Origin of the sequence: Mesorhizobium ciceri WSM4083, assembly GCF_000519305.1 — a bacterium.
Taxonomy (GTDB): domain Bacteria; phylum Pseudomonadota; class Alphaproteobacteria; order Rhizobiales; family Rhizobiaceae; genus Mesorhizobium; species Mesorhizobium ciceri_B.
Window position 1 is genome coordinate 21,760 of record NZ_JAFG01000018.1, and the last position, 25,949, is coordinate 47,708.

Annotated in this window: 21 protein-coding genes and 3 pseudogenes; 13 read left to right on the forward strand and 11 right to left on the reverse strand. The window is 58.9% G+C overall.

Annotation, left to right across the window (positions count from 1 at the left end; genetic code table 11):
- Positions 1 to 11 precede the first annotated feature (11 nt).
- From MESCI2_RS0123945 to MESCI2_RS1000000138955, 9 genes are all read left to right on the forward strand, one after another.
- Positions 12 to 941, forward strand: coding sequence for an electron transfer flavoprotein subunit alpha/FixB family protein (locus MESCI2_RS0123945; RefSeq protein ID WP_027038755.1), 930 nt, complete (start codon positions 12 to 14; stop codon positions 939 to 941).
- A gap of 645 nt (positions 942 to 1,586) precedes the next feature.
- Positions 1,587 to 3,206 carry an FAD-dependent oxidoreductase gene (locus MESCI2_RS01000000135275; protein ID WP_050596652.1) on the forward strand — a complete coding sequence of 540 codons (1,620 nt, stop codon included), beginning with the start codon at positions 1,587 to 1,589 and terminating at the stop codon, positions 3,204 to 3,206.
- The gene (locus MESCI2_RS0123955; RefSeq protein WP_197031590.1) at positions 3,199 to 4,359 is read left to right on the forward strand and encodes an NAD(P)/FAD-dependent oxidoreductase; all 1,161 of its coding nucleotides are present in this window, start codon (positions 3,199 to 3,201) and stop codon (positions 4,357 to 4,359) included. The genes MESCI2_RS01000000135275 and MESCI2_RS0123955 overlap by 8 nt, the downstream gene beginning before the upstream one ends.
- A 170-nt stretch (positions 4,360 to 4,529) precedes the next feature.
- On the forward strand, positions 4,530 to 5,069 hold the full coding sequence (locus tag MESCI2_RS1000000138950) for a transposase (RefSeq protein WP_155936658.1): 540 nt from the start codon (positions 4,530 to 4,532) through the stop codon (positions 5,067 to 5,069).
- A 13-nt stretch (positions 5,070 to 5,082) separates the two neighbouring features.
- Positions 5,083 to 5,436, forward strand: coding sequence for an IS66-like element accessory protein TnpA (tnpA, locus tag MESCI2_RS0123965; RefSeq protein WP_027038757.1), 354 nt, complete (start codon positions 5,083 to 5,085; stop codon positions 5,434 to 5,436).
- Complete coding sequence (gene tnpB / locus MESCI2_RS0123970; protein WP_027038758.1) at positions 5,433 to 5,780, forward strand: IS66 family insertion sequence element accessory protein TnpB; 348 nt, start codon at positions 5,433 to 5,435, stop codon at positions 5,778 to 5,780. Before tnpA ends, tnpB begins: the two co-directional genes overlap by 4 nt.
- 66 nt (positions 5,781 to 5,846) lie before the next feature.
- On the forward strand, positions 5,847 to 7,523 hold the full coding sequence (tnpC, locus tag MESCI2_RS0123975) for an IS66 family transposase (RefSeq protein ID WP_027038759.1): 1,677 nt from the start codon (positions 5,847 to 5,849) through the stop codon (positions 7,521 to 7,523).
- A 2-nt stretch (positions 7,524 to 7,525) separates the two neighbouring features.
- Positions 7,526 to 7,759 (forward strand): hypothetical protein, encoded by a 234-nt coding sequence (locus MESCI2_RS0123980; RefSeq protein WP_032901266.1) that lies wholly within the window; start codon positions 7,526 to 7,528, stop codon positions 7,757 to 7,759.
- Between the two features lie 99 nt (positions 7,760 to 7,858).
- Positions 7,859 to 8,338, forward strand: a complete 480-nt coding sequence (locus tag MESCI2_RS1000000138955) for a transposase (protein WP_245270446.1) — start codon at positions 7,859 to 7,861, stop codon at positions 8,336 to 8,338.
- A gap of 155 nt (positions 8,339 to 8,493) precedes the next feature.
- Here the strand turns inward: MESCI2_RS1000000138955 and MESCI2_RS0123985 are convergent, their stop codons facing one another.
- Together MESCI2_RS0123985 and MESCI2_RS1000000138070 are read right to left on the reverse strand one after the other, a co-directional pair.
- Positions 8,494 to 10,980 carry a GcvT family protein gene (locus tag MESCI2_RS0123985; RefSeq protein WP_050596653.1) on the reverse strand — a complete coding sequence of 829 codons (2,487 nt, stop codon included), beginning with the start codon at positions 10,978 to 10,980 and terminating at the stop codon, positions 8,494 to 8,496.
- 200 nt (positions 10,981 to 11,180) lie between these two features.
- Positions 11,181 to 11,471 (reverse strand): hypothetical protein, encoded by a 291-nt coding sequence (locus MESCI2_RS1000000138070; protein WP_155936659.1) that lies wholly within the window; start codon positions 11,469 to 11,471, stop codon positions 11,181 to 11,183.
- A 262-nt stretch (positions 11,472 to 11,733) separates the two neighbouring features.
- On the opposite strand from MESCI2_RS1000000138070, the pseudogene MESCI2_RS1000000138075 reads away from it, so the two are divergent.
- Positions 11,734 to 11,868, forward strand: a pseudogene (locus MESCI2_RS1000000138075) (IS481 family transposase); the annotation flags it as partial.
- Positions 11,869 to 11,897: 29 nt separating this feature from the next.
- On the opposite strand, the gene MESCI2_RS0123990 reads toward MESCI2_RS1000000138075, so the two are convergent.
- The 7 genes and pseudogenes from MESCI2_RS0123990 to MESCI2_RS01000000135290 all read right to left on the reverse strand — a co-directional run.
- A complete protein-coding gene (locus MESCI2_RS0123990; protein ID WP_050596654.1) occupies positions 11,898 to 13,298 on the reverse strand; it encodes a CapA family protein in 1,401 nt (466 codons plus the stop codon).
- Positions 13,299 to 13,348: 50 nt separating this feature from the next.
- Positions 13,349 to 14,422, reverse strand: a complete 1,074-nt coding sequence (locus tag MESCI2_RS01000000135285) for an ABC transporter ATP-binding protein (RefSeq protein ID WP_050596655.1) — start codon at positions 14,420 to 14,422, stop codon at positions 13,349 to 13,351.
- Positions 14,419 to 15,420, reverse strand: a complete 1,002-nt coding sequence (locus MESCI2_RS0124000) for an ABC transporter ATP-binding protein (protein ID WP_430981682.1) — start codon at positions 15,418 to 15,420, stop codon at positions 14,419 to 14,421. The genes MESCI2_RS01000000135285 and MESCI2_RS0124000 overlap by 4 nt, the downstream gene beginning before the upstream one ends.
- A gap of 7 nt (positions 15,421 to 15,427) precedes the next feature.
- Positions 15,428 to 16,309 (reverse strand): ABC transporter permease, encoded by an 882-nt coding sequence (locus tag MESCI2_RS0124005; protein WP_027038764.1) that lies wholly within the window; start codon positions 16,307 to 16,309, stop codon positions 15,428 to 15,430.
- A gap of 2 nt (positions 16,310 to 16,311) precedes the next feature.
- The gene (locus tag MESCI2_RS0124010; RefSeq protein WP_027038765.1) at positions 16,312 to 17,253 is read right to left on the reverse strand and encodes an ABC transporter permease; all 942 of its coding nucleotides are present in this window, start codon (positions 17,251 to 17,253) and stop codon (positions 16,312 to 16,314) included.
- Positions 17,253 to 18,839, reverse strand: coding sequence for an ABC transporter substrate-binding protein (locus tag MESCI2_RS0124015; protein ID WP_027038766.1), 1,587 nt, complete (start codon positions 18,837 to 18,839; stop codon positions 17,253 to 17,255). Before MESCI2_RS0124015 ends, MESCI2_RS0124010 begins: the two co-directional genes overlap by 1 nt.
- 531 nt (positions 18,840 to 19,370) lie before the next feature.
- Positions 19,371 to 20,003: pseudogene (locus tag MESCI2_RS01000000135290) on the reverse strand (IS3 family transposase); the annotation flags it as partial.
- Between the two features lie 309 nt (positions 20,004 to 20,312).
- Between MESCI2_RS01000000135290 and MESCI2_RS1000000136255 the strand changes: the two are divergent.
- Positions 20,313 to 21,857: a serine hydrolase domain-containing protein gene (locus tag MESCI2_RS1000000136255; protein ID WP_081738871.1), complete on the forward strand. Its 1,545-nt coding sequence runs from the start codon at positions 20,313 to 20,315 to the stop codon at positions 21,855 to 21,857.
- A 447-nt stretch (positions 21,858 to 22,304) separates the two neighbouring features.
- On the opposite strand, the gene MESCI2_RS01000000135300 is transcribed toward MESCI2_RS1000000136255, so the two are convergent.
- Positions 22,305 to 23,051, reverse strand: coding sequence for a class I SAM-dependent methyltransferase (locus tag MESCI2_RS01000000135300; RefSeq protein ID WP_245270447.1), 747 nt, complete (start codon positions 23,049 to 23,051; stop codon positions 22,305 to 22,307).
- Between the two features lie 973 nt (positions 23,052 to 24,024).
- On the opposite strand from MESCI2_RS01000000135300, the gene MESCI2_RS1000000137290 reads away from it, so the two are divergent.
- Both MESCI2_RS1000000137290 and MESCI2_RS1000000137295 read left to right on the forward strand, forming a co-directional pair.
- Positions 24,025 to 25,251, forward strand: a complete 1,227-nt coding sequence (locus MESCI2_RS1000000137290) for an ATP-grasp domain-containing protein (RefSeq protein ID WP_081738873.1) — start codon at positions 24,025 to 24,027, stop codon at positions 25,249 to 25,251.
- Positions 25,252 to 25,412: 161 nt separating this feature from the next.
- Positions 25,413 to 25,683: pseudogene (locus MESCI2_RS1000000137295) on the forward strand (sigma factor-like helix-turn-helix DNA-binding protein); the annotation flags it as partial.
- A gap of 77 nt (positions 25,684 to 25,760) precedes the next feature.
- Here the strand turns inward: MESCI2_RS1000000137295 and MESCI2_RS0124050 are convergent.
- Positions 25,761 to 25,949: transposase domain-containing protein (locus tag MESCI2_RS0124050; protein ID WP_027038768.1), on the reverse strand; the 189-nt coding region annotated here is incomplete at its 5' end.

Consider the following 25,949-nt stretch of genomic DNA (forward strand, 5'->3'; position numbering starts at 1 on the left):
GGAACAGACAAATGGCAATTCTCCTCATCGCGGAACACGACAACGCAACGCTTTCCGACCAGACCGCCAAGGCGCTTTCGGCCGCCCTGCAGATCGGGTCGGACGTGCATGTGCTGGTTGCCGGCAAGGGCGCCAAGCCGGCTGCCGACGCCGCTGCCAAGCTCAAGGGGGTGAACAAGGTGCTGCTCGCCGAGGCCGATGAGCTTGCCGAGCGCCTGGCCGAACCGACGGCAGCGCTCATTGTGTCGCTGGCGGGCGCCTACGACACCATCATCGCGCCGGCGACGTCGTCGGGCAAGAATGTCGCGCCGCGCGTGGCTGCGCTCCTCGATGTCGCGCAGGTGTCCGAGATCATCGAAGTCGTATCGCCCGACACCTTCAAGCGGCCGATCTATGCCGGCAACGCCATCCAGACGGTGCAGTCGAGCGACGCCAAGAAGGTGATCACGGTGCGCACAGCCTCGTTCCAGGCAGCCCCCGAGGGCGGCTCGGCGGCGGTCGAGACCGTCAAGGCCACGGCCAATCCCGGCCTGTCCACCTTCGTCGAGAACAAGCTTTCCGAGACCGACCGTCCGGAGTTGACCTCGGCCAAGATCATCATCTCGGGTGGTCGTGCGCTGGGTTCGGCGGAGAAGTTCCAGGAGGTCATCCTGCCGGTCGCCGACAAGCTCGGTGCAGCCGTCGGCGCCTCCCGCGCCGCGGTCGATGCCGGCTATGCGCCGAACGACTGGCAGGTCGGCCAGACCGGCAAGGTGGTCGCTCCGGACCTCTACATCGCGGTCGGCATCTCCGGCGCTATCCAGCATCTCGCCGGCATGAAGGATTCGAAGGTCATCGTCGCCATCAACAAGGACGAGGAGGCGCCGATTTTCCAGGTTGCCGATTATGGCCTTGTCGGCGACCTCTTCCAGATACTACCCGAGCTCCACAACCAATTGTGAGGCATCGATGTCTTAGCTGTGTTCTGGACTTAGCCTGTGAGGACCTGTGCAGGGGGGCCGCCATATTTGACTTTGGACGGCGTCAAGCCGACCTCGTGGTCCTTGCTCGTTACATGCAAGCATTGGCGGATGGACGATCGACTCGGCCCTATCCAGTAGGATCGCAATGTTCATCATTCCTTTTCTATCTCGATTAACGGGCAAAGCCCTATGTCAGGCCCTTTCAACGCGGGTAAAGTCGCTAGGGCGACGGCTCGAAATATCCCCGATCTCGACGAAGGATCGATTTCGAGGGCAGGAAGTCGAGAAGGCATACAGTGACCGTGGCGACCTTGTTGCAATTGCGACGATGTCACTAACTCGGGCAGGCTTGCCGCCTTACGATGACTTCGTTTCATCTCGAAACCAGATTAGCCCAATTCATAAACTGAATTTGACATGAGGCCTCATGGCAAATGAACTTCAACGGCAGAATAGATGACGAAGACTTCAACTGGTATGTTCAAGTGACGAGCGCTGACGCGTTGTCCAACCCATGAAGCGACCGGGTGGACGTCCGTGGGTCTTCGATGCAATCTGGAACCGTGGCGGACGAGTACCTTCCATCTCAAGGCGAATAATCAACAGCACTCAATAGCCCGATCCATGAAAATTGATGAAAAGTCCGTTGCAGGCAAAGAGCTGATCCTACAGGAACAAACCCAACTCCTGGTAATTGGCGCGGGTCCTGCCGGTCTGTCCGCTGCCATTGAGGGGGCTGGGCGAGGCCTCTCGGTCGTGCTCATTGATGAGAACCCGGTCCCCTACAAGACGATGGGTGACGAGGTGCCGCTGCACTATGGACAGGGCATGTCTGGTGTAGCCCGCAACCGTAATGCTATGATTGAGGCCTTCGTCACCTCCGAGCCACTGATCCAAGTAGCATTCGACGCTGGTGTGGATGTCCGGCTCGGCACCGCCTGTTGGGGGCTTTATGCAAATGGTCCCGGTGTCCACTGGCTGCCCGGCACGGTTGCCGGCTTAGCCGATGAAGAACGCGGCTGGCTTATTGGCGCGGATTACGTCATCGTCGCGGCGGGCCGGCGGGACATGGGGCTTGGCTTTCCCGGCTGGGAGAAGCCCGGCGTAATTGGCGCCACGGCGGCGATTACACTCGCGACGCGGTTCGGAGCCCTAAACCCTCGGAGGGTGGTGATCCTCGGCACCTCGGCAGAGGCACTGACTGCTGCCGCAGCACTTAGGGACGCTGGTATCGAGATCGCGGCGATCGTGGAACAGGCGGCCGAGCCCGTCGGTCCCGACCACCTTGTGACCGAATTGCACGCAGCCGGGTGCGAATTCCTGACCCATCATGTCGTGCGCGAGGCGCTGGGGCGAGCATCGGTCGAGGGAGTGCTAATCGCCGCCGTTGACAAGACCGGTCGAGCCGTTGGCGAAGAGCGCCGAATCGACTGTGAGGGCGTCGTGTTGGCGGTCGGCACGACTCCGGTCGTCGATCTCCTCGCCGCGCTGGGTTGCCATATCACTTTTCAGCCGGAACGCGGCGGCTATGCGCCGAAGGTGGATGCGGATCAGCGTAGCAGCGTCCACAACATTTTCGCGGTCGGCGACTGTGCCGGCATCTGGCCTGCAAAGTCGCTCGACCGCAGCATCGCCGCGGGGGAAGGCCTACGCGCTGTCGGCGCCATCCTTGGGGAAGACTTTGGGTCGGCGGAGGTCTCTGTGCCCGATCGGCCCGCCTATGACTTGTCAGCTTATCGCATGGCTTGGGTACGCGCCAGCGTCATAGGGGCGCGCGGGGACTTCCACGTATGTCAATGTGAGGAGGTGACCGCACGCGAGATCCTCGAGCTGCGTCCGCCACGCTATCTCGGCTGGCAAACCGACCGCCGCAACGACCGGTCACTCTTGTCCCTTCTGGACGAAGCCCCCCCAAATCCCGACCAGGTCAAGCGGCTCACGCGCGCGGGGATGGGACCGTGCCAAGGACGGCGTTGCCGCGAGCAGATAGCGGCCCTCCTCTCGCTGCAGGCCACCGCGCCTCTAGCAGATATTCCTCTCGCAGGATACCGCACGCCGGTGCGCCCGCTGCCGCTGGCGATCGCAAGCCAGCTCCGAGAATCGGCTGATCAGGCCCAACATTGGGAGCTATGGTTCGGAATACCCTCGCAATGGCAACCCCCATGTGAGGTTCCCGAATTTTATACGGTTGCGGCCGATGAAGCGACCATCGTGGTGGATGATGAGCGAGGCGGCCATGACTGAGATCAAAGGCGCGTCAGTCGTCATCGTCGGCGGCGGTGTTACAGGGCTGAGCACCGCCTGGTGGCTGGCACAATCCGGCGTCGACGTACTAGTTGTCGAAAAAGGCATCGTCGGTTGGGAGGCGTCTGGCCGCAATGGCGGCGGCTGCGGGCACGTCACTTCGCCTCTCTACCCAGAGATGCTGCGGCTGTGGCCGGTCATGGATGAGCTGCTCGGCTACCCGACAGAGTTCTCGGCGAATCGGATCCAGGTCGCCGTGACCGAGGAGCAATTGGCGGTCCAAAAGAGCAGCGCTGCTGCTGTGGAGCGTCGGGGATACCGGTGCGAGATTCTTGACTCGAAGCAACGCCGAAAACTCATTCCCCTCGTCGGCGACAACGTTGCCGGCGCGTATTTTTACCACTTCGGCGGGCACGCTAATCCACACCGTACGGTCCAGGGCTATGCTTGGGGGATGCAGGACCATGGGGGCCGGCTGATGCAACACTGCGCGGTCACGGGGTTCCGCACCGAAGGTGAGAGGGTGGTAGGCGTCGAGACGGAGCGTGGCCTGCTTGGCTGCGATCAACTCGTTATTGCAGCCGGTCCACACACTGGTCGCTTGTCCGCCACGTTGGGGCAGGAGGTGCCAATGCAAAGCGCACGCGCCGAGATGATCGTTACTGAGCCTCTTCCCGTGATGGTCTATGGCGGTGTGGACGGGAATGGCCTCCACGGTAGGCAGACGCTGCGCGGCAATCTCGCCTTTGGAGGCGGCCCGCACGAATGGCTGGACCTTCCCCAGCGAGGCGTATTTGCCAACCCCTCGACCCCGCTGATGGGCCATATCGGCCGCCGTTTGATTGAGATGATGCCGAAGGCCGCGCACGCCCGCATCATTCGATCATGGGCCGGTGTGATCGAGAACACACCTGACGGGCGTCCCGTGATCGACCGGCTCTCGACGTTTCCTAACGTGGTTGTTGCGACTATGTCCAGCGTCGGCTTTGGTCTCTCGCCGTCCAGCGGGCGAGCGATCCGCGATGTGGTTGTCGACGGCACGTGTAGCTTCGCGGACATTTCCTCATTCAGGCTGGCGCGTTTCGCGAGACTTGAGTCCGACTGGCGTGAATTGCAGGGATGGGTTGCGCTCGCGATGGAGGAGGCTGCATAGAGCAGTGTCCGACGGACACGCTCTCTGTTTCTTTACTCGGTATGGGCTCCTAAGAGACCTGTGCGCGGGTGTCTGGACTGGCGTGTTGATCTATCTCTCAACCAGCACAATGGATTGAGGGATGCGATGTCACGTCGGCGCATCGGTCAGGAAAAGTTTGGTTCAAGGCGATGCTGCTGTCGCTCTGGTACGACTTGTCCGACGTCAAGCTTGCCGAGGCGCTGGACGACAGAGGATCGTTCCGACGGTTCTGCGGGTTTTCGGCTCAAGAGCCGACACCTGAGAGAACGGCTTTCGTGCGTTTTCGAAAGGCCCTTGTGGTCCATGGTCTGGACAAGACGCTGTTCGACGAGATCACCTGCCAGCTCAAGGCCAAAGCGATTCAGGTGAAGACCGGTACACTTGTCGATGCGACGATCATCGCCTGGACCAGTGAGGACGACGAAGAGGGCCATTGGGTCAAACATAAGGGCCGACCAGCGTTCATGGCTTCAAGGCCCATGTCGGTGCCGACGCCGATACAGCTCTGGTTGAGGAGATCGCTGTCACGCCCGCCAACATCAACGAGGGCAAGGCCGGTCCCGATGCTCCGCCTGACAGCCCCGGCGAGGTGTTTGCCGACAGCGCCGTACGGCTCCGGTGAGGGCCGCCTTGCGGGAGGACGGCACGGTACCGATGCTGCGCTCTTAAGGTTGTCCTTACGAGCGTAGTTAGAAGCACAGCATGAGCCATGTGACGTTATTGACCGGGCCGGAGCGGCGTCGTCGTTGGAGTGAAGAGGATCAGTGCCGGATACTGGCCGCGGCATTCGCGCCCGGGGCCACAGTGGTGGCGGTGGCGCGTCAGTACGATGTCGCGACCAGCCTGATCTATAAGTGGCGCCGCACGGTGAGAGCCCGCGAGACGGGCTTTGCCGAAGTTGTCGTGGTTCCCGATGAGCCTGTCGCCGCTTCGGTGCCGGCGGCGGCACCAGCGGTGATCGAGCTGGAGATCGCCGGCAAGGTGCGGCTGCGGATTCCGCTGACCACGCCGCCGACACTGGCGGCGGCGATGGTGAAGGCGCTGGGCGTTTCATGATCCCGGTTCCGAGTCAGGTGCGGATCTGGTTGGCGGTCGGCCGGACCGATATGCGTCGCGGGATGCAAGGGCTCGCTCTGCAGGTTCAGGAGACGTTGGGCCGGGATCCGCATGCCGGCGATCTTTATGTCTTCCGCGGCCGCAGCGGCAACCTGATCAAGATTATCTGGCATGATGGGCTCGGCATGTCGCTGTATGCAAAACGGCTCGAGAAGGGCCGGTTCCTATGGCCGTCGCCGGCGGATGGTACGGTTTCCATATCGCCTTCTCAGTTGGCGTACATGCTCGACGGGATCGATTGGCGCAACCCGCGCCACACGTTCCGACCTGAGCGCGCGGGCTGAGTTTTTCTTTGAGTTTGCGCCATTTTCCGCGAGTCAGCGGACGCGTTTTATGATTCACTCCAGGGCATGGTTGCCACCGCCCAGGATGCTGTTCCGGACGATATTGGCGCGCTGAGAGCAGCGCTGGCCGCGGCGCTGGCAAGAGCCGAAGACGAGGCCGCGCGCGCTGCGCTGGTCGAGGCCGAACTGGCGGTCGCCAGGGCCAAGGCATCGGATGATGCGGCGCTGATCGCACATCAGGATCTGACGATCCGGAAGCTGCGGCGGGCGCTGCATGGTCAGAGTTCTGAACGTTCCGCCCGCCTGCACGACCAGATGGAACTCACCTTCGAGGAACTCGAGAGCACGGCGACGGAAGACGAGATCGCCGCCGAACAGGCCGCGGCCCGGACCACCGAGGTGGCGCCTTACGTGCGCAAACGACCGGCGCGCCAGCCATTTCCCGAGCATCTGCCGCGCGAACGCGTGGTCGAGCCGGCGCCGAGCGCTTGCCACTGCTGTGGCGGTCATCGGCTGCGCAAGCTGGGTGAGGATATCACCGAGACGCTGGAGGTGGTGCCGCGGCAATGGAAGGTGATCCAGCACGCGCGGGAGAAGTTCACCTGCCGCGACTGCGAGGCGATCAGCCAGGCTCCGGCGCCGTTCCACGCCACCCCGCGCGGCTGGGCCGGTCCCGGCCTGCTGGCGATGATCCTGTTCGAGAAGTTCGGCCAGCATCAGCCGCTCAACCGCCAGGCTGAACGCTATGCCCGCGAAGGCGTGCCGCTCAGCCTGTCGACGCTCGCCGACCAGGTCGGCGCCGGCGCCGCAGCGTTGATGCCGCTGTTCAAGCGGCTCGAAGCCCATGTGCTGGCCGCTTCACGTCTGCACGGCGACGATACGACGGTGCCGGTCATGGCCAAGGGCAAGACCGATATCGGCCGATTATGGACCTATGTGCGCGATGACCGACCGTTCGGCGGCGCCGATCCACCGGCGGCGGTGTTCTACTATTCCCGCGATCGCCGAGGCGAACATCCCGTGGCGCATCTCGCCGGCTGGAGCGGCATTCTGCAGGCAGATGCCTTTAGTGGTTATGGCGATCTCTATGCGACGGGTCGTCAGCCGGCGCCTGTTCTGGAAGCCAGCTGCTGGGCCCACAGCCGGCGCAAAGTGTTCGAGCTGGCCGATATCGAAGCGGCGGCGCGCAAGAAGGCGCGCGGCGAGAAGCCCAACCTGGTCTATCCGCTCGCGGTTGAAGCCGTGAAGCGCATCGATGCCCTGTTCGATATCGAGCGCGAGATCAGCGGCCTGTCGCCGGCCCAACGCCACGCCGTGCGCCAGGAGCGGAGCGTGCCGCTGGTCACCGAACTCGAGCGCTGGATGATCGAGACGCGCGACAAGCTCTCGAGCGGACACGATCTGACCAAGGCCTTCAACTACATGCTGCGCCGCTGGTCATCCTTCACCCGGTTCCTCGACGATGGGCGGATTTGCCTATCGAACAATGCAGCCGAGCGAGCCCTGCGCGGCATCGCTCTCGGCAGAAAGTCCTGGCTGTTCTGCGGTTCCGATCGCGGCGGACAGCGCGCTGCCGTTTTCTACAGCCTGATCGTCAGCGCCAAGTTGAATGACGTCGACCCTCAGGCCTGGCTCGCCGATATCCTGGCGCGCATCGCAGCCCACCCAGCACAGCGGATCGATGATTTGCTGCCGTGGAATTGGAGGTCCGCAAAACTGCGGACCCAACCAGCGGCGGCCTGATCATGCAGCGCAATAAGGTGCATCACGTCTACACCGTCGAACGCGTCGCCAGGGACCTCGGCGTCAGCGAAGCGCTCATCCAGGACCTGACCCTCGGGCTCGAGCCCGAGGACGGCGTCATCTGGGTGTACGGGGCCAACGATGGCGACGGGACCTTGGCCTTCACCGATGAAGGCATCGAGGAGGTGAAACTCCTCCTCGAAGAATATCATCGCGTCTCCCCATCGAAAGCTTGACCCCAGCACCGCGGTGCTCATGCCTGCCGGATACGCACCTATGCGGTCTTCACCGGATGCGTACACAGCGCCTATCGCGGCAACCATTTCGGCGACGCGGTGCGTGCCAAGGGCGGAACGCCACGCATCGTCGCCACCGGCATGTGGGGACGGGATGAAGCCGCAACACGGGCACGCCTTGAGGCCTGGAACCAACCGATCCACCGCATTCGTGGCCCGATCGAGAAGATTTTCGGCACATGGAAACGAAGCTACGGCTTTCGCCGGATGCGATGGCGAGGGCTTGCAAAGGCAGGCGTTCAAATTCGCCTCACCGCCATCGCCTACAATATGAAACGCGGTTTGAAGGTCATGGTCATCGCTATTTATAGCGGCAAAAACACCATTGGCGCTCACACGAGAGCGTCAAAGCCAGAGCCGACGACGTCGGCGCTGATATCGTTGCGCCCTTTACGCTGGAAGCCGAGAAGATCAACCAAAATCAATGCAAAAAGCTTCCAGCGCACAGGTCTCCCTAATTTAAGTCTCAGCAATAGGTTCGTTCCGACGGCAGACACCTGCTTCCGCCTTTCTTGGTGACAAGGCGCGTAAACTGGCGCGAGAACGTATAGCAGAAGTCTTGCTCATATTGTCAGCCCTCACGGTCTTCAACATCGGAAGTCAACCATCGAAGCTGCCCGCGAGCTCCGATGGTGTTGACACGGGTAGAATGTTGAGCGGCTCTAAATGGCAGCTCAGGCCCGCACCCGGTCGCTCCCCGGGTCATACATCGGCTTAAGCGAGACGTCCGCAGCAAAGCGCTCACCCGCGATCTCGATTTCGTAAGAGGAGGAAAGCAGCGCTTCTTCGCTTTCATTCCTGCAAGGTACATATCCAAGGCCTGTGGCTCCGCCGAGCGTATGCCCGTAGTCTGCGGATGTGATTGTTCCTGCGACCCGACCGTCTCGGAAGATGACTTCGTTGTGATGCATCAGTGGAGTGGGATCTTTGAGCAGAAACTGCACCAGCCGACGCTCAAGCCCTGCCTCGCGTTTTCTCAGTACCGCATCTCTCCCGACAAATCTAGGCTTTGCTGTCTTTACGGCGAAGCCCAATCCCGCTTCGAGCACATGATCATCGCTGCCAATATCTTCACCAAACCCCCGATATGCCTTCTCGATGCGGCACGAGAGAATGGCATGCAGCCCACACGGCTTGAGTCCGATATCCGCGCCGGCCACCTCGATTGCTTCGAAGACATGCGCGGCTTGGTCGGTTGGGACGTAGATCTCCCAGCCTAGCTCGCCAACATAAGTCACTCGATGCGCCCGCGCGACGCCCATGCCGATCTCGATTTCCTGGAAGGTTCCGAACGGATTGTTCTTATTGGAAAAATCATTCGGGCTTACTCGGCCGAGGAGTTCGCGCGAACTCGGTCCCATCACCGCCAGAACGCTTTCCGAAGCCGACATATCTGTGATAACGACAAACTCGTCGCCTAGATGCCGCCGGAGCCAAGACAAATCGCGATGTAATGAGAAGGCCGAAACGACGAGCAGGAAAGCAGTCTCCGTGAGACGACTGACGGTGAGGTCGCTCTCGATCCCGCCGCGCTCGTTTAGCATTTGCGTATAGACTATCCGGCCGACCGGCACGTCGATGTCGTTGGAGCAAAGCTGCTGGAGGAACCTGCAGGCGTCTCGCCCCTCCACACGGATTTTTCCGAATGAGGTCAAGTCGAAAATACCAACACGTTCGCGTATCGCCACGTGCTCGTCGCGCTGATTATCGAACCAGTTCTGGCGGTGCCAGGAGTAACGATATTCGCGCTCCTGTCCCTGCCTGGCAAACCAGTTGGCTCGCTCCCAGCCCACCGCCTCGCCGAACACCGCGCCCCGCACTTTAAGATGCTCGTGAATTGGCGAGCGTCGAATACCACGCGATGTTGTCTTCTGACGGGCGGGGAATTGGTCGGCATAGGTAAGCCCCACAATCTCCGTTACACGCTCACTCAAGTAGGAACGATTCTTTTGGAAAGGTTGCATTCGACGGATGTCCACGCCCGACAGATCGAATGGCGGCTCGCCGTCATTCATCCACTGCGCCAGCGCTAAGCCCGCGCCACCCGAGGAAGCTATCCCGCCGGTGTTGTAACCGCACGCTACCCAATAGCCCCGAAGTTCGGGAACTTCCCCCAAGTGATAGCGATCGTCCGGTGTGAAGCTTTCTGGCCCATTGAAGAAGGTGCGGATACCGGCCGTGGCCAGGATCGGCATTCGCTTCAGAGCCTTCTCCATAATAGGTTCGAAATGCGCAAAGTCCTCAGGCAGCTGATCAAAGCAGAAGCTTTCCGGGATACCATCCATTCCCCAAGGCTTCGCCTTCAGTTCTACCGCCCCAAAGAGAATTTTTCCTGCATCTTCCTTGTAGTACGTCTGCTCGTCACGAACACGAAGTACCGGCAGTCGGGTCAGCCCTTCTATCGGTTCTGTGACCATGTAGAAATGTTCGCAGGCATGCAGTGGAATCGTGACGTTGCTTCTCAAGCCTAATTCCCGCGCCCACATCCCAGCGCAATTTACGACGTTGTCTGTTTCAATTACCCCTCGCTCGCCATCCTTCTCCCATGTCACGCTCGACACCCGGCCGTTCCTCGTCTGAACACCAGTGACTTGCACACCTTCAAAAATGGCAGCGCCGCGCATACGTGCGCCTTTGGCGAGCGCCATCGTGACATTAGTTGGATCACATTGCCCATCATTAGGAAAATGGAGCGCAGCAGTAACGTCAGATACATCTACATAGGGGTATACTTCCTTAAGTTCATCCACAGAGAGCTTTCGCGCCTCGGCACCAACTGCGGCCGCGAGAGACAGCTGCCTGTATAACTCGTGCTTGCGCTCTTCGGTGAGTGCGATAGACAACGATCCGCCGCGGCGAAGACCGGTCGCAATTCCTGTTTCGTCCTCCAAGCTCGAGTACAGTTGCATTGAATACTTATAAAGGTTTGGCGTTGAAGCAGTAGGCGGCTCACTCACTAAGCCGGCTGCATGCCAGGTTGTGCCACAAGTAAGCTTTTTGCGTTCAAGCAGAATGACGTCCGTCCATCCGAGCTTTGCTAAATGATATGCGATAGAGCATCCCGACACCCCGCCCCCGATAATGACAGCTAGCGCTTTGGAGGGCAGCGACTTCTTTTCGGACGACTCAACAAACTCGCTAACTTCTGGTGAAACACTCATTGAAATTTAAGCTCCAGTTCTGTTTGTTTTTCCGGCTCTCTGAGCCGCGGCGGAAGCGGCGCCGATCAGGAAATCGCTAAGCGAGCCCGTAACAACGGGGAACGATCACGGGCGCCGCAAGGAAAACCTATTGTTGCCGGCATGATGCTGGGACGGCAAAGCGGGAGCCAAAGCGACAAAAATGGAGCAACCGTCGACACTCAGGGAAGCCTGCGAGGGCGGGAAGAAAAAGTTTTGCGGTTATCAAAGCGGAGGAAGCCGAACCCCTCACGCGCAATGCGAAGGTGCTTAAGCCGCCAGCAGGGGAAGTGTTCCAGAATTCCCGACAATTCGTGACGTTGGCGAGACGACCAAACCGCCGAAAAAAGCGAAGCCAATCTCTCGTTCATAGTGTTGTTTGGCCAACAACGGAACTCGCGATTTTGCTGCAGGTGGCGGCGCCACGCGGTCGCCTTGTTCTGCAGATCGTGGTAGGGCACGACAGTTTGCATCTATAGTTCCAAAATCAAAGGCTCAGTCGCACTTGGCACATTCGTTCGATGATCAATCGCTAGGCGGCTTCCGTCAAACGCTGTTTATGTATTGTCGGCATCTAGAAACGAGATGGCAGCTACGCCTGATGCGATCTCGCGAAATGGACAACCGGCACTCCGGGGACCACCCGGCAATGTTTGGCTGTAGACCTGGTATCAGAGACCTAATTTAGTTGTTGGATCCCAGCTAATGGGGCATCCGTGTCGCACGAATCAAAGGATGCCCCTATGGGGCCAGGTTCTTCATTGGAGCGCCACGACGACAGAGGCGATCCGTCGAGTGATAAGGCATAATCAAGCCAACCTGAGGACGCTTTCGAAGCGCTACGGGATTAACCCTAAGACGGTCGCGAAAGTGGGAAGAAGCGGAGCCTGGCCGAGTTATCAGGGCGAAGTCGGACTCAATCTGATGACTCCAACGTCGTTCTCGATCGCTATTTGGGTTCCAAACGGGTCCGAGAGCTTCTGAAGACGCTCCAGTATGTCATTTGCTTGCGACCCAGTGACCAGCTGCGGGATGCCCCGGTTGGCAAACCTCTTCGAGTAACCGAGCTCGACCGGATAAAGCCGCAATTTAGCAAGCTGGTTGTGCTCAAAGCAGCTGACTGCGATAACGCTCTCATAATAGACCGGGGCGGCGAGCGCACCTACAAACCCTTCTGCCGTCGGATATCCCTTTGCCTCTTCGTCGACCGTCACCTCGGCATCCGTGTCGACTCGCGGGTCCCTGCCATAGGCCTCGAACATGTCAGCCCCGACGGGCGTCCGGAGGTCATCATAGAAGAAATTCCCCAAGCTATAGAAGACGGGCCGCCCCTTGAAGATCTCAATGCCGCGCAAGAGATGTGGTCCGTGTCCGATATATGCGTCTGCCCCCGCATCAATAAGCTTATGCGCAAGTGATTGTTCATAGTCAGCTGGCTCTTGGCTCCAATTCCCGGGGTTGTGACAATGGTTCGTGACGATACAGAAGTCGGAGAACTGCTTGCCCCGGCGAACGTTTCGTAGAATGTCGGCGACATCGCGCGGGTCTGCTTCGTAGCTGTAGCCAACCTTGTTGCCTATCTTATATGTCGTCCCGTCGACCATGACCCGGCTCGAATCCGTTTCGCCGGCCTTGTGGTCTGGCAAAGCATCACGTACCTGCCTCAAACTCTCAAGCATCTCCGGCGGCACGACGATGCTTTTGGCTAAACGAAGTGCATTGAGCCCTGGTCTGCCGGGAGCCTCGCCGGCGGAATCGCACGCTCGAGACATTGGCGCAAACGATGTAGCCAATGACACCAATGCCGCGCGACCGCGTGCGGTTTCCAAAAAGCGGGCGGCGCCAGCTTGTGCGAGATTCTCGCCAGCACCTGCATGGACGATACCGCTCTCATCCAGCACTCGGCTCGTCTCGCGCATGCCTTCAAGACCCCAGTCAAGTGTGTGGTTGTTCGCGCGACCGACGATGTTGAACCCCATCGTCTTCAAATCAGGTCCCAGTTCCGGTACACTGACGTGATACGCACCGCCGTGCTCAGCCTCCGGACTTCCTTTGAACTTTCGGATATCGAAGATCAGGGTTTCCATGTTGCCGAAAGTGACATCGGCATCACGAAGAATCTTGACGATGTCGCTGAAGCCGGGATGTTCGTATCTGGTCAGTGGTCGCGATACGATGAGATCGCCGACTGCCACCATCGTGAAGCCGTTCGCGACGTTCGTTGCAATCGAACCGACCGTATCATAGTAGCCACCCAGTTGCCCCAGATGAGAACCGATCTGGTGTGTGTATTCTGCCATTGTTTTTTCTCTTCTTTTGCTGAATTTGGCAAACAATGCTCGGTGTCGTGTCAGCGCGGCACTCGAGATGCTTGAGCGGAATGACTTTCTGACATAGCCACAGGATCGAGCGTATGATCGCCCTTTACAGCCGGCTGGATCGGCATGCCTGTAGCCGGAGCGCGCACATGACAGGCCACGACGCGCCCGTCCGCCATTGGCACCAAAGGTGGCACTTCGATGCAGCAACGCTCGATCGCGAGCGGGCAGCGCGGGTGGAACGCGCACCCAGTCGGCGGATTGATGGGGCTAGGCACCTCACCCTCCACGGACGCCTCCAGCCGAACCCGCGTCGGATCCGGAACCGGAGCGGCGGCAATCAGCGCCTCGGTGTAGGGATGGACCGGTTTTGCGAAGAGCGCCTCGCTCGGGGCGAGCTCCACGATCCGCCCCAGGTACATGACGGCAACGCGATGCGCGATATGCTCCACGACGCCGAGGTCATGTGAGATGAAGACGAAGGCGATGCCCATCTGCTGCTGTAGATCCAGAAGCAGATTTAAGATCTGCGCCTGCACGGAGACGTCGAGGGCTGACACCGCCTCGTCGGCGATGATGAGTGAGGGCTTGAGCGACAGCGCGCGTGCAATGCCGAGCCGCTGGCGCTGACCGCCCGACAATTCGGATGGGAGCCTGTTCATCATCTCAGGCGCCATTCCGACTTGTCGGAGAAGGTCCGCGGCGAGTGCCTGGCGCTGCTTCCGGCTGAGGCGCTCAAAGTTCTCGACAGGCTCAGTAATGATCTGTCCAGCCGTGAGGCGCGGATTTAGCGACGAGTAAGGATCCTGAAAGACCATCTGCATCCGACGGCGCCAGGCGCGAAGCGCGTCCTTCTTGAGGCTCGCAATATCGGTCCCATCTATTAGCACCCGCCCGCCCGTCGGCTCTACGAGCCGCATCAAGAGCCGCGCGACGGTGGACTTGCCACAACCGGATTCCCCAACGATACAGAGCGTCTCGCCTGCCTCGACGGAAAAGGATACATCCTCCACCGCCCGGATCACCGGAATGCCTTTCTTGAAGATTCCCGCGCCGAGAGGATAATGCTTGGTCAGATTTTCGACTTTCAGCAAAGGACCACTCATGCGCCCATCACCTCTTCGGCGCGCCAGCAAGCCGCGGCGTGGCTCGACCCGACATCACGCAGGACGGGCGTGTTCTCGCGGCAAATATCGATCGCGAACGGGCAGCGAGGCGCGAAGCTGCAGCCCACAATGGGCTCGCGCAGACTTGGCACGATGCCGGGGATTTCCGGAAGGCGGCGCTGTCGGCCGCGCCGCCGGTCAGGGACTGAGCGCATGAGGCCCTGAGTGTAGGGGTGCGCCGGACGCGCAAACAGATCTAACACGTTCGCTTGTTCTACGATCCGGCCAGCATACATGACAATCACGCGTTGGCATGTCTCGGCTACAACACCCAGATCGTGCGTGATGAACATGACGGCTGTTCCGGTGCGCTCTTTCAGATCGACGATGAGCCGCAAGATCTGTGCCTGGATAGTGACGTCGAGGGCCGTCGTCGGCTCGTCAGCGATCAACAGTTCTGGTGAGCAGGCGAGGGCCATGGCGATCATTGCGCGCTGGCGCATCCCGCCTGACATTTCGTGAGGATAGTTGTAAACGCGACGCTCGGGGTCAGCGATGCGGACGAGACGAAGCATCTCCTCGGCCTTCGCCATGGCAACGGACCGCGAGGCCTTGGTGTGGATCTGAACCGCCTCGGCGATCTGGCGACCGACAGTATAGACAGGGTTCAGGCTCGTCATCGGCTCCTGGAAGATCATGGCGATCTGGTCGCCGCGAACCTTTCGCATCTCCCGATCGGACAGTTCAAGAAGGTCGGTTCCGTGAAATAGAATCTCGCCACGGACGGTCCTGGCGGATAGCTTCGGCAGCAGGCGAAGGATGGAGAGAGCGGTAACACTCTTTCCGCACCCGGATTCGCCGACGACGCCGAGCGTCTCGCCTTTTTTCACCTGGAAGCTGATGCCGCCCAAGGCGCGGGTGACGCTTTCCTCGCCGTAAAAGTGCGTCTCAAGGTCGCGAACGTCGAGAAGCACATCATCCTCTGCAGATTCTCGCATCAGCATGTCAGTGTCTCCGCTTTGAGCGGGGATCGAACATATCGCGCAAACCATCCCCAAGCAGGTTGACCGCAAGGACCGTCACGGCAAGGCAGATACCTGGGGCGAAGATCGTCATCGGGGCTATGCCCAGATACAAGCGCGAACTGGCGATCATGTTGCCCCAGCTCGGAATCTCGGGCGGCACGCCCACGCCAAGGAAGCTTAGACCGGCTTCTGTCAGAATCGCATCTGCACAGACGATGGCGCTCTGGACCATAAGAGACGGAATGGTGCTCGGGAGGATATGGCGGCACAACACCTTGGGTAGGCGCGCGCCGCCGCAGAGCGCGGCCTCCACATAGGGACGCTCCCGCACACCTAGAACCACCGAGCGAACCAGCCGTGTGATGCTTGGCAACTGGGGTATCGTAATGGCGACGATGAGGATGCCGATCCCGGGGCCGGTAAGGGCAATGAGCGCGATGGCCAGTAGAATCGTTGGGATCGACATCAGGGCGTCCATCAGCCGCATGACGACGTTATCAAAGCTGCGGACATACCCAGCGACAACACCGATCAGGAGCCCGGCCAGAGTCGCACAGACCGCTGAGATCAACCCGACCATCAAGGAGATGCGCGCCCCGATGATCGTTCGGGCAAATACGTCACGGCCCAGATTGTCGGTTCCGAACCACATCTCGGCGGAAGGCGGCTGGAGGCGTCGGTAGGGATCCATATTCACCGGATCTCCGGCGTAAAGCGGGGCGGCAAGCGCCAGGACGATCAGGAGCAAAAGGAGACCGCCGCCTATCAGGACCTGCGTGTGCCGTCTTGCGAGACGGGACAGGGTGGATATTCGGAAACGGCCCGTCGGGACGTATTTAACTGGCGCAGAGAGGAGCGTCATAATCAGTACCGGATACGGGGGTCGACTAGAGTGTAGGAAAGATCGACCACGAGGTTGATGAGCACGTACAGGCCCGAAACGAGGATGAGCACGCCTTGAATGAGAGGGTAGTCGCGGCTGTCGAGTGCATCGACGACCAGGCGTCCGATACCGGGTATGTTGAACACAGTTTCCGTGATGACGACGCCAGAAATTAGATAGGCGAAGCTTATGCCGATCACCGTCAGGATTGGAACGCCTGCATTCTTCAAAGCATGGTGGAAAAGCATGGCATAGGACGAAGCACCCTTAGCGGCGGCCGTTCGCATATAGTCTTCCGACAGAACCTCTAGTATGCTCGCGCGCGTGACCCTGGCGATGAAAGCTATGTAAGGAATACCTAAAGCCAGTGTAGGCAGGATCAGATGCACAAACCATGGCCCAAAGCCGTTTTCGATTGGCTTGTAGCCCTGGACCGGCAGCCAGTGGGTCCGAATAGAGAATATGTACAGGAGAAAGAAGCCAACGACAAACACCGGGACAGAAAAACCAAGTGTCGCGAAGACCGTTAGGATGCGGTCAACAAGACCGCCCGCTCGCCACCCGGCAAGAATGCCGAAGGAAACCCCAACCGTTACCGAAAGGATGATCGTCAGGATCGAAATAGAAATGGTCGGTTCTAGCCGCAGTGAAATGAGCTCAAGAACCGGTCGCCCCGATAAAAGTGAGGTCCCAAAGTCGCCGGCGAGGATGCCGAGAACCCAATGCACGAACTGGACTGGCATCGGCTCGTTAAGTCCAAGCTGTTCGCGGATGGCGGCGATCACCTGTGGCGAGGCCTTGTCGCCTGCGATGATGGCCGCTGGATCACCAGGCGCCAGCCTAAGAAGCAGGAAGACAAAGATCCCGACCATCGCCATGACGGCGATGGTCGAAACTAACCTGCGAAGGATATAGGCTGCCACTAAGCTGGAACCTTCTGCATGTTCCACATTGCTGTGAGCGCCGGCATTTCGATGACACCGGTGAGCGTCTTGCGGCGCGCGATTGGCGCAACGGCTGAGCCCAGTAGAACGGTGCCAACGATGTCCCACTGTATACGTTGCATCTCCCGGGCCAGTGCCTGGCGCTCTTCAAGTGTTCCGACAACTGCCCATTTGGCCCGAAGAGCCTCATATTCGTCGCTCTTCGGCCAGCCGTACCAACCCTGCTCGCCATTCGCGCTGAGAGTGGGATTGCTGACCGGAGTGCTGCGGTCATAATCAGACTCGTTCGTCATCATTATGCTCCAGCTGCCGTTCGTCAACAGCTGCGTACGCGTCGCGGAGTCGGCTGGAACCAGGTCGACATTCATCCCAATTTTTCGCAGCGTAGCCGCCAGGAACTGCTCCATAACGTTGGCAGCGGCCCAACTGGTGTGTTGGAGAATGACGACTTTCTCGCCCGCGTATCCAGCCTCGTTAAGGAGCTGCTTGGCCTTTTCTGGGTCGCCACCCTTCTTGTACCACCCCGTATTTTCGTCGTTGGTATAGGGCGTTCGATTCCCGAAAAACGAAGTAACGGGGCTGATGTATTCTTGGGCGATGGCGGTACGCATGACTGCCTCCTGATCGATCAGGTGAAGCATCGCTTGGCGCGCCTTGACGTTATCGAACGGCTTCTGCAAGCAGTTCATGCGCATGAAATATACATCACCGGCCTTGTTCAACGCCTGGAGTTCAAGGTTGGGGTCGCTCTTGATCACTGGGTAAAGATCGGCCGATGGGCTTTGGAGGAAATCGACCTCGCCCGACTGCAAGGCTGCAAAGGCCGTCTGCTGATCGGAGATATTCTCCCGGATGACGCGATCGACATTCACGACCTTCCCGCCGGCGAATCCGTCGGACGGCTCCTGGCGCGGTATATACCTTTCATTGCGATCATAGGTGTAGCTTGCGCCTGGTTTGACGAGAGCTTCATTGAACTTGAATGGCCCTGATCCGATATTCGATGTTACCGCCTCAGTTGCTGGGCGAGTCGCATCTTTTTCGCGCATGATGAACAGGAGCGGCGTAGACGCGCTCGCCAAGGTTTCGATAAGTAGCCCCAGCGGCTCCTTGAGCGAGATGGTGAAGGTCTTGTCATCCTGCGCCGAGATGTCCGTTGCCCGCTCCACGATCAGCCTTCCGCCGGAAGGCACCTGACCCCAGCGACGAATCGAGGCGACACAGTCTGCCGCAGTGACTGGAGTGCCGTCGTGCCAGGTCAGGCCATCCCGAAGCTCAAACGTATACTTCTTCTTATCGTCGGAAACGCCCCACTTCCCAACCATTTGGGGCTGAGGCGTCAACTTGGAATCAAGCGCAAACAGCGTGTCGTAGATCGCCAGGCCGTGATTGCCACTTTCGTAAGTCGTGGAAATGATCGGGTCGAAGGTATCGATGTCCGACATCACCATACGCACCGTCCGGGCCTCGGGGGGCGTTGTCTGTGCTCGCAGGACAGATGGGATCGATATAACCGTTCCGGCGGCGATGCCCATCTTAACGAGGTGGCGTCGAGAGATTGTCATGTTCATTTCCCCTTCTTGGTTCAGCAGCGCGATTAATGCACGCGCCTGTCCGCTGGTTGAGTATCGAGAGAGCAGAGCCGACGGGACCTTGCTACCGAGTGGACGTCGGCCCAGATCCTGTGGCCTTCCTGCAAGTCCGTCAAGGAAAGGCCATTGGGCCTTCCAAAAGCATCAATGGCCGCTTTTTCGGCGCCTCAGCCCCACTGCGGATCGCAAACCAACTCGGCCGGCGACGGAAGACAGCGCCCGACGGCGACACCGGACAAGTCGAGTGCATTAAGCGCCTGCTTTCCTACCCGAAAGAGCTCATTATTTCATCCCGTTCTGCGGTTTGCACTTCTCACTACTAGATTTTCAACTGCCGCCGGGTTTACGTCAAATTCAGTGTGTATATCGCGTCCATCTGGTTTTGAGATGCTCAGATCAACCTACTGCCCCGCAATTCGGCTCGGTGTATTCTGGACCGGGTTTGTGGCTGACGTGCTCCCCATCTTTGGATCGCCCCGGGCAGGAACTTCCGGGGGTGATGGCTCAAGGCGGAGCGGCCGCCGATGAGCCTTTCATAAGCGATATCGGCGGCTTGTTGCCGATCGCGCTATGGGGTCGGACTGTGTTGTAGTCCTTACGCCATTCCTCCATCTTGGCACGGGCGTCGTCAAGGCTCAGGAACCAGTGCGCGTTCAGGCATTCCGCGCGGAACTTTCCATTGAACGATTCGATAAGGGCATTGTCCGTTGGCTTTCCCGGTCGGGAGAAGTCTAGTTCAACACCTTTCTGATAGGCCCACAGGTCGAGGTCGCGGGAGATGAACTCGGAGCCCTGGCCGACCCGGATCGTCTTCGGATAACCGACCTTCCGGCATGCTCCTTCGAGGGCCACGACCACATCCTCGCCGCGGTAGCTGAACCGCGGATCGACCACCGGCGAGAAGCGCGAGAAAGTGTCGACGACGGTGAGCACACGGATCTTGCGGCCGGTCGCCAGTTGGTCGTGAACGAAGTCCATCGCCCAGACCTGGTTGCTCTGCGTCGCATCGGTGCGATCCTCCCGCAGCTTCGCCTTTACCCGACGCTTCGGCGTCTTGTTCCTGAGCTGCAAGCCCATCTCCTTGTAAAGACGATAGATTCGCTTCGGTGAGACCGCCCTATGCCCGTGACGAACTCGACGGCAAGGTCTGTGGCTCTCGCTGTGCGTGTCCTTCGACATCGATGTTTGGAAAGTGCGATGCGACCCGTACAGGCCGCATGTGCGTCAACCTCAATCTCGTTTCTAGATGACCATAATATAAAAACTGTGCTTGACACATCGCATCTATCGCCTTTCTGATCATCGCATCTATAACCTTTCTGATCTTCGAGTAACGCTTAGATTGCACAGCGCCAATTTGGGGTTCGAAATACTGGTCGTTAGCCATCAAATAATATCGAGCGTTACGAATCGGTCTCCAATAGGCAAATCACAGGAAACGACCATATGACTACGCCACGTATCGGCTTTGCTAAGCGTGTCGATGCATTGTTCGGAAAATTCAGCGGACCTGAAATGCCTGGCGCTGTCGTCGCGGTGACGGAGCACGGTCGCGAGATTTTCGCTAACGCCTATGGTCTGGCGAATATAAATGACGACGTGCCAATGGGCCGTAAAACCATCATCCGCATTGGTTCCCAAAGCAAGCAGTTCACCGTGTTGCTGATCCTGATGTTGGAGGCTGAAGGCAAGCTAAGCCTTGAGGACGATGTGCACAAGCATCTGCCTTATGTGCCCCGACTTGAGCACCGGGTTACACTCAGGCAACTTGCCTCCAACACCAGCGGGTACCGCGACTTTCTGGAGGCCATGTTCGTCAGCGGGCGGTCGATCTACACGCCGTCAGACCGTCAGACGATCCGTGATATCATAGCTAAGCAGGACGCGCTCAACTTCAAGCCCGGGAGTGCAATGATCTATTCGAATTCCGGGTTCTTCATGTTGTACGAGATCATCGAGCAGATCGAGGGCGCGACCTTCAACGAAGTACTGCGCAAGCGCATCACCGGCCCGCTCGCCATGCACGACACCTCGCTCATGTTGCGCGACGGCTCGGTGATGAAACGGCTGGCCTCGCACTATACCAAGCGCGCCGAGGGCTGGGCCCATTTGGGCTGGGGGGTGGAAGAAGACGGCGGAGGCGGGATAGTTTCGACGCTCGACGACATGGTCGTCTGGCAACAGAATCTTATCAACCACAAGGTCGGCACAGCGGAAATGTATCGACGGATGTCCACGCCGTGCATCTTCGACAATGGAACCACCGGGTTCTATGGGCTCGGGCTGGTGACGGACGTCTATCGGGGCCGCCGCGCGGTCGGCCACGGCGGTTCAGTTGCCGGTGGAAAGTCGCAATCGATGCGCTTCATCGACGACGGGCTCGGCATTGTCATCATCGCCAACAACGACCAGGTTCCTGCCTTCGCCGTTGCGCGCCGTATCGCCGACATTTATTTCGGCAACACCGCGCCAGCGCGGATCGAACTTGCTCCCGGCCGTTTCCGGCAGGAAGCCGGGAGTGACGTGTTTGAGCTCGTGGCCAAAAACGGCGTGCCAACCTTCCTCAGTTCCGGTGGTGCGACCGGGTTCGATTTCGGCCATCCTGGCGGCGCGAAGCCCGAGCGCGGGATTACGGATCTTGTTCTCAGTCCACGACCGGACGGTAAACTCGATGTCACGTTCTGCGGCACACCGAGGGTCTACGCACCCCTGGGCGAAGAAGCAAAAGCGACCGCTCCGCTCGCCGGATACTACGCCAACGAGGCGCAGGGCCTTGAGGTCGAGATTGAGGGCGACGCACAACGTGGCAATTTCCGGCTTCGCTCCAATCTTGGCGCGATGGACGCGACCATCGTCGCAGCGGACAGCGATCTTTGGTTCCTGCTCCAGCCCGAAACCGACCTGCCTTGGGCGGCGACGCTGAGCGTCACCGCAGACGGTTTCGAGATGGACACGGACTGGATCAAAAAACTGCACTTTACGCGAGTCTGAGCAGGCCGGCATCAGCGAAATCCACCATATACCCGCGCGTGTGTCGAAATTCTCCCCCTGAGGTTTCGACCCGCTTCGCCGGATGGGCCGAGCTGATACTCACGTATGCAGGGTGAGCCACGAGGGAGTATTGCGAAGCACCCGCTGCACAGCGGTGGGCCACGTGGGGAACTCCCGTCGCTAGTTATGTGGCCGAGCCGGTGCGGCCGACTCCCGCCCTCTAGACCGAGGACAGCCCCGAGACGAAGACACCGAAGGTCGGTACCCACCCGTGGAGGAGAGTCTGATCAACCGTCGTCTCTGAGCTCCACCCCCCGCCCTGTGCAGATTCGGCCGATCCGACTGCTTCGCGAACCTGCCAAGCAGGTGAGCCTTCTTGCCTTCAACCTTGACAGGGAACATGAGAGCTAACTGTCGCGGAATAAGGGTTCAGTGGCGGGTCGCGGATTACACGCTAGTTCTACGATACACCGAGATATGCCGTTTGGACACATCGGTGAACGCACCTTTTGCCCAATCTTCCCATCGCTCCGCCAGCTCGAGCCCGACGCATTGGGCCATGGTGTCGAGCTCTTGGTGATAGACGTAACGAATACGTTGCGGGGAACGCCTGAGGGATGTACCAGAAAACCAGAGGGAAGTTGACGTCAAATTTTGTTTTAGTGAATCGTGAACTTCAACATTGACAAGTGTATTCTCATAGTCCAATAGATTAGCAATCACCCTCTGACCTCTGATGAAACCATCCAACACTGGCACAGGCAACTCTATAACCAACGCACCCTCTTCATCTAGCGCCTCCGCGGCAGATCTGAGGCAAGCTATTTGCTCTTCACGCGTAGAGAGCAGCGTGAAAGTGCCAAAAACACAATAGACCAGATGGTAACGTTGCTCTGAGCTGAAATCGGCAATGTCCCCCTTCCAAGCCTTGATCTGATCGGTACGGTTGGCGAGAAGTTTCAGCATGCTTTCCGAATTGTCGATGCCTTCGACCTTGACGCCGTGTTCGCTCAACGGCACCGCTACGCGCCCGTTACCAATGCCAAGTTCGAGAGCACTTCTTCCGCAAGAAAACCTCTCAAGGAAGGCTGCGGTTTCACCCGCCTCAGCAACCTTACCAACCAATGTAGTAAATTTTTCATAAGTCGAAGCTGAATTCTCGTCATATATTAATTTGTCATGCATATCAATCATGATTCTCTTGGGTCTGTCGTCCGTTTCTACTTAGAATTACTCTGGATGAATCACATTTTATGCCTCTCTGCCCTGCCCTATAAAACTTGAACTTTCTGCTTTCCTCTTGAAACCAGCCTGAGCGGGTGCGCTGTTGTGTGATCTCGCAGAACAAAGCGCAAGCGGTATGCCAAATTGAAAACGATCAAATTCAATGGCCTTGGGTATTGGCGTCCGAATCCGTATGTATGCAACAGCACAATTTGTGCGTTTCCGGTCGGCACCCGAACTCGCGCTCCCACCCACGTTGACACGCCCAAGTCTATGGCTATTGCCATGGCCGAAAAGACTCCGTTCGCCTTCACGGCGGATCGACACTGCCGTCTGTTTCATCGACACGTCGAGACCGGTATTCTTCCATGGCTGTTCTCCGTTGATGCTGGCCCGGCGTCCAGTCGTGAGCCCGTATTTTTTCCATCTTGTCGGGGAACAGCTACCCTCCAGCTTATGATCGGCTCCAGGGCGCGTCGCTCCCCCGACTACCCCATCTGGACGGCTCTCCCTTACGTGCTTTCGACGGCCACACTTTGGCACGCTACGGGAGCGGAGGCCGTCCACCACATCAACTGACTGGCGCCATTCCGGATTGCCCGAGACTAGTCAGCTCCGTAGCTAGTTAGGTACAGCACTCAAAATGAGAAACTTTAGCCTATATTCGTTGGTACTTAACGTCCGTTGCCAGCTGACGTTCCGGCTAACGTTGATTAGGGCCGCTTGACCTCCCAACCTTCAATTTTCGAGATACTCTCCTTGCCACACCGTCAGCGATGAAACGTTGCAACAAATCATTCAAACGAATTTACAGAGTCTTCACGATCTCAAATGGTGGACGGTGGTACGTTCACCCGAATTGTAGTGGAGACACGGCCAAGAACGGTGCTGTCGGTTTGCGTTCCGGCGCCGCCGCACAATACGCAATGTTGGGAGGCAGATGATGACAGAAAGAGCGCTTATACTTGTTGAGGCCACTAGGAGCAATGGTCTACTATACGTCCAAGCGGCCCAACGTCTTAGTCTTCGTCCAATTGCTCTGTCGGCCGATCCAGCCCAGTACGATTATCTAAAGTCGGAGGGCGTTGAGGCGATCCGTGTCGATACCGACAATCTTGGTGCGCTGATCCGGGAATGCTCCCGGGTTCGTGCCACTTATGACATTGCTGGCATTACCTCCTCCGCAGAGTCGTTCTATGCGACAATCGGCAAGCTCTGCCGGCATTTTGATCTGCCGGGCCCCAACCCTGAATCGGTCGAGCAATGCTGCAACAAATTCGCTCAACGACAGCTCCTCGCCGAGGCCGGCGTCCCAGTACCCGCTTTTCGTTTGGCAGCGAATGCGAGTGACGTACAAAGCTGTGCCGCGGAGATCGGCCTGCCGGTCATTCTCAAGCCGGCCGTCGGCAGCGGCAGCAGGGGCGTCCGGTTGTGCCGCAATGTTGATGAGTTGGCCGAACATACGGGCTATCTGTTGGGTGGTAAGCAGCTATGGCGGTCTTCGCCAAAGATACTAGTCGAAGAGTTCGCACAAGGCCCGCTTTATGTCGCTCATCTAATGGGCAATGAGATCATTGGGATTGAAAGCTCTGATTTTGGCTGCCCACCGCATTTCGTCTGTCGAGGCGGCATCTTCCCCGCCCTGCTAACTGATGAGGTTCATGCACGTATGACCGGTGTTTCGCTGAGCTGTTTGCGAGCTCTGGGCCTTGGCTGGGGGCCAGCGAACATTGAACTCCGGTTGACGGAGTGTGGCCCAGTCGTCATTGAAGTCAATCCGCGTCTTGGGGGCGGTCCTCAGCACATTCAGCTAGCTTGCGGTATCGATCTCGTCAGAGAGCACATCAACCTTGTCGTCGGTGACGAATGCGATTTGCACGAAAGGCAGTCGCAAATTGCAGGCTGGCGGTCTCTACTTCCTGATCGCGATGGCACCCTCGATTGGATAGATGGCGAACATCGGGCGGCTGCCGTACCAGGTGTCGCCGAGGTCAAATTGCATGTTGGACCCAAGACGTCGATCGCCAGGAACGGCGATTTCCAAGACACTATGGGATATATTATAGCGTTCTCACGCGGCCATGCTGCGACCGACGCAGCACTTCAACGGGCCATCGACTTGATCCATTGGTCGATCTCACCATCTAGCTGTGGCTGCGTGTTTCGGTAATTGCCGGACACCCTTTTCGCTAAATCCCGGACAGTGATTTCAGCAATTCGCGGACAGCGATTCCGCTAAATCCCGGACAGTTTTCGGGAGCGGATTTTACGGTCGGTTCTCGGCTGCGCCCTCTGGCATTTTGGCCTCTCACGATGACGTTGAGAGGGGCCATGCCGAGACGGAAGCAAGCGAGACGAACGAGCGTGAGGGATATCCAAGCGATCTTGCGCCTGACCCATGAACAGGGTCTTTCGGTGCGTGAGGTGTCGGAACGGCTCAAGATCAGTAAGACGACAGTATCGACTTATTTGCTGCGGGCGCGGGGAGGCCGGGCTGTCATGCTGGCCTCTGCCGCCGGGCCACGATGACGCGACACTTGAGCGGCTGCTGTTTGGCCGTGCCGGTCGTCCGCCGCAAGACCTGAGCGAACCGGACTTTGCGCGTACGCATACGACGAAGGCCGCATGATTGGCACGCGCGCGTGTGCGCGGCGGGCTCTATGATGACGTTTCGTGAGGTCAGGCGGCCTGCTGATCGGCGGGCTTGTCGGCTTCGCGCAGGCGCTTCCATTGCCAGGGCAGTAGTTCGTGCAGACGCGAGGCGGGAAGATCGGCAATGCGGGCCAGGACGTCGGCGAGCCAGGCTTTCGGGTCGACGTCGTTGAGGCGTGCCGTGGTGATGAGGGTAAGCATGACGGCGGCACGGTC

Excerpts from the sequence above, each read along its gene's own strand:
- MESCI2_RS01000000135285 (WP_050596655.1), bottom strand. The coding sequence starts at position 14,422 with ATGAGTGGTCCTTTGCTGAAAGTCGAAAATCTGACCAAGCATTATCCT.
- MESCI2_RS0123980 (WP_032901266.1), top strand. The coding sequence starts at position 7,526 with ATGCAGCGCAATAAGGTGCATCACGTCTACACCGTCGAACGCGTCGCC.
- MESCI2_RS0124000 (WP_430981682.1), bottom strand. The coding sequence starts at position 15,420 with ATGCGAGAATCTGCAGAGGATGATGTGCTTCTCGACGTTCGCGACCTT.
- MESCI2_RS0123985 (WP_050596653.1), bottom strand. The coding sequence starts at position 10,980 with ATGAGTGTTTCACCAGAAGTTAGCGAGTTTGTTGAGTCGTCCGAAAAG.
- MESCI2_RS0124015 (WP_027038766.1), bottom strand. The coding sequence starts at position 18,839 with ATGACAATCTCTCGACGCCACCTCGTTAAGATGGGCATCGCCGCCGGA.
- MESCI2_RS1000000138950 (WP_155936658.1), top strand. The coding sequence starts at position 4,530 with ATGCTGCTGTCGCTCTGGTACGACTTGTCCGACGTCAAGCTTGCCGAG.
- MESCI2_RS1000000136255 (WP_081738871.1), top strand. The coding sequence starts at position 20,313 with ATGACTACGCCACGTATCGGCTTTGCTAAGCGTGTCGATGCATTGTTC.
- MESCI2_RS0123990 (WP_050596654.1), bottom strand. The coding sequence starts at position 13,298 with ATGGCAGAATACACACACCAGATCGGTTCTCATCTGGGGCAACTGGGT.
- MESCI2_RS1000000137290 (WP_081738873.1), top strand. The coding sequence starts at position 24,025 with ATGACAGAAAGAGCGCTTATACTTGTTGAGGCCACTAGGAGCAATGGT.
- tnpC (WP_027038759.1), top strand. The coding sequence starts at position 5,847 with ATGGTTGCCACCGCCCAGGATGCTGTTCCGGACGATATTGGCGCGCTG.
- MESCI2_RS0124005 (WP_027038764.1), bottom strand. The coding sequence starts at position 16,309 with ATGACGCTCCTCTCTGCGCCAGTTAAATACGTCCCGACGGGCCGTTTC.
- MESCI2_RS01000000135300 (WP_245270447.1), bottom strand. The coding sequence starts at position 23,051 with ATGATTGATATGCATGACAAATTAATATATGACGAGAATTCAGCTTCG.
- MESCI2_RS0123945 (WP_027038755.1), top strand. The coding sequence starts at position 12 with ATGGCAATTCTCCTCATCGCGGAACACGACAACGCAACGCTTTCCGAC.
- MESCI2_RS1000000138070 (WP_155936659.1), bottom strand. The coding sequence starts at position 11,471 with ATGCAAACTGTCGTGCCCTACCACGATCTGCAGAACAAGGCGACCGCG.
- tnpB (WP_027038758.1), top strand. The coding sequence starts at position 5,433 with ATGATCCCGGTTCCGAGTCAGGTGCGGATCTGGTTGGCGGTCGGCCGG.
- tnpA (WP_027038757.1), top strand. The coding sequence starts at position 5,083 with ATGAGCCATGTGACGTTATTGACCGGGCCGGAGCGGCGTCGTCGTTGG.
- MESCI2_RS0123955 (WP_197031590.1), top strand. The coding sequence starts at position 3,199 with ATGACTGAGATCAAAGGCGCGTCAGTCGTCATCGTCGGCGGCGGTGTT.
- MESCI2_RS01000000135275 (WP_050596652.1), top strand. The coding sequence starts at position 1,587 with ATGAAAATTGATGAAAAGTCCGTTGCAGGCAAAGAGCTGATCCTACAG.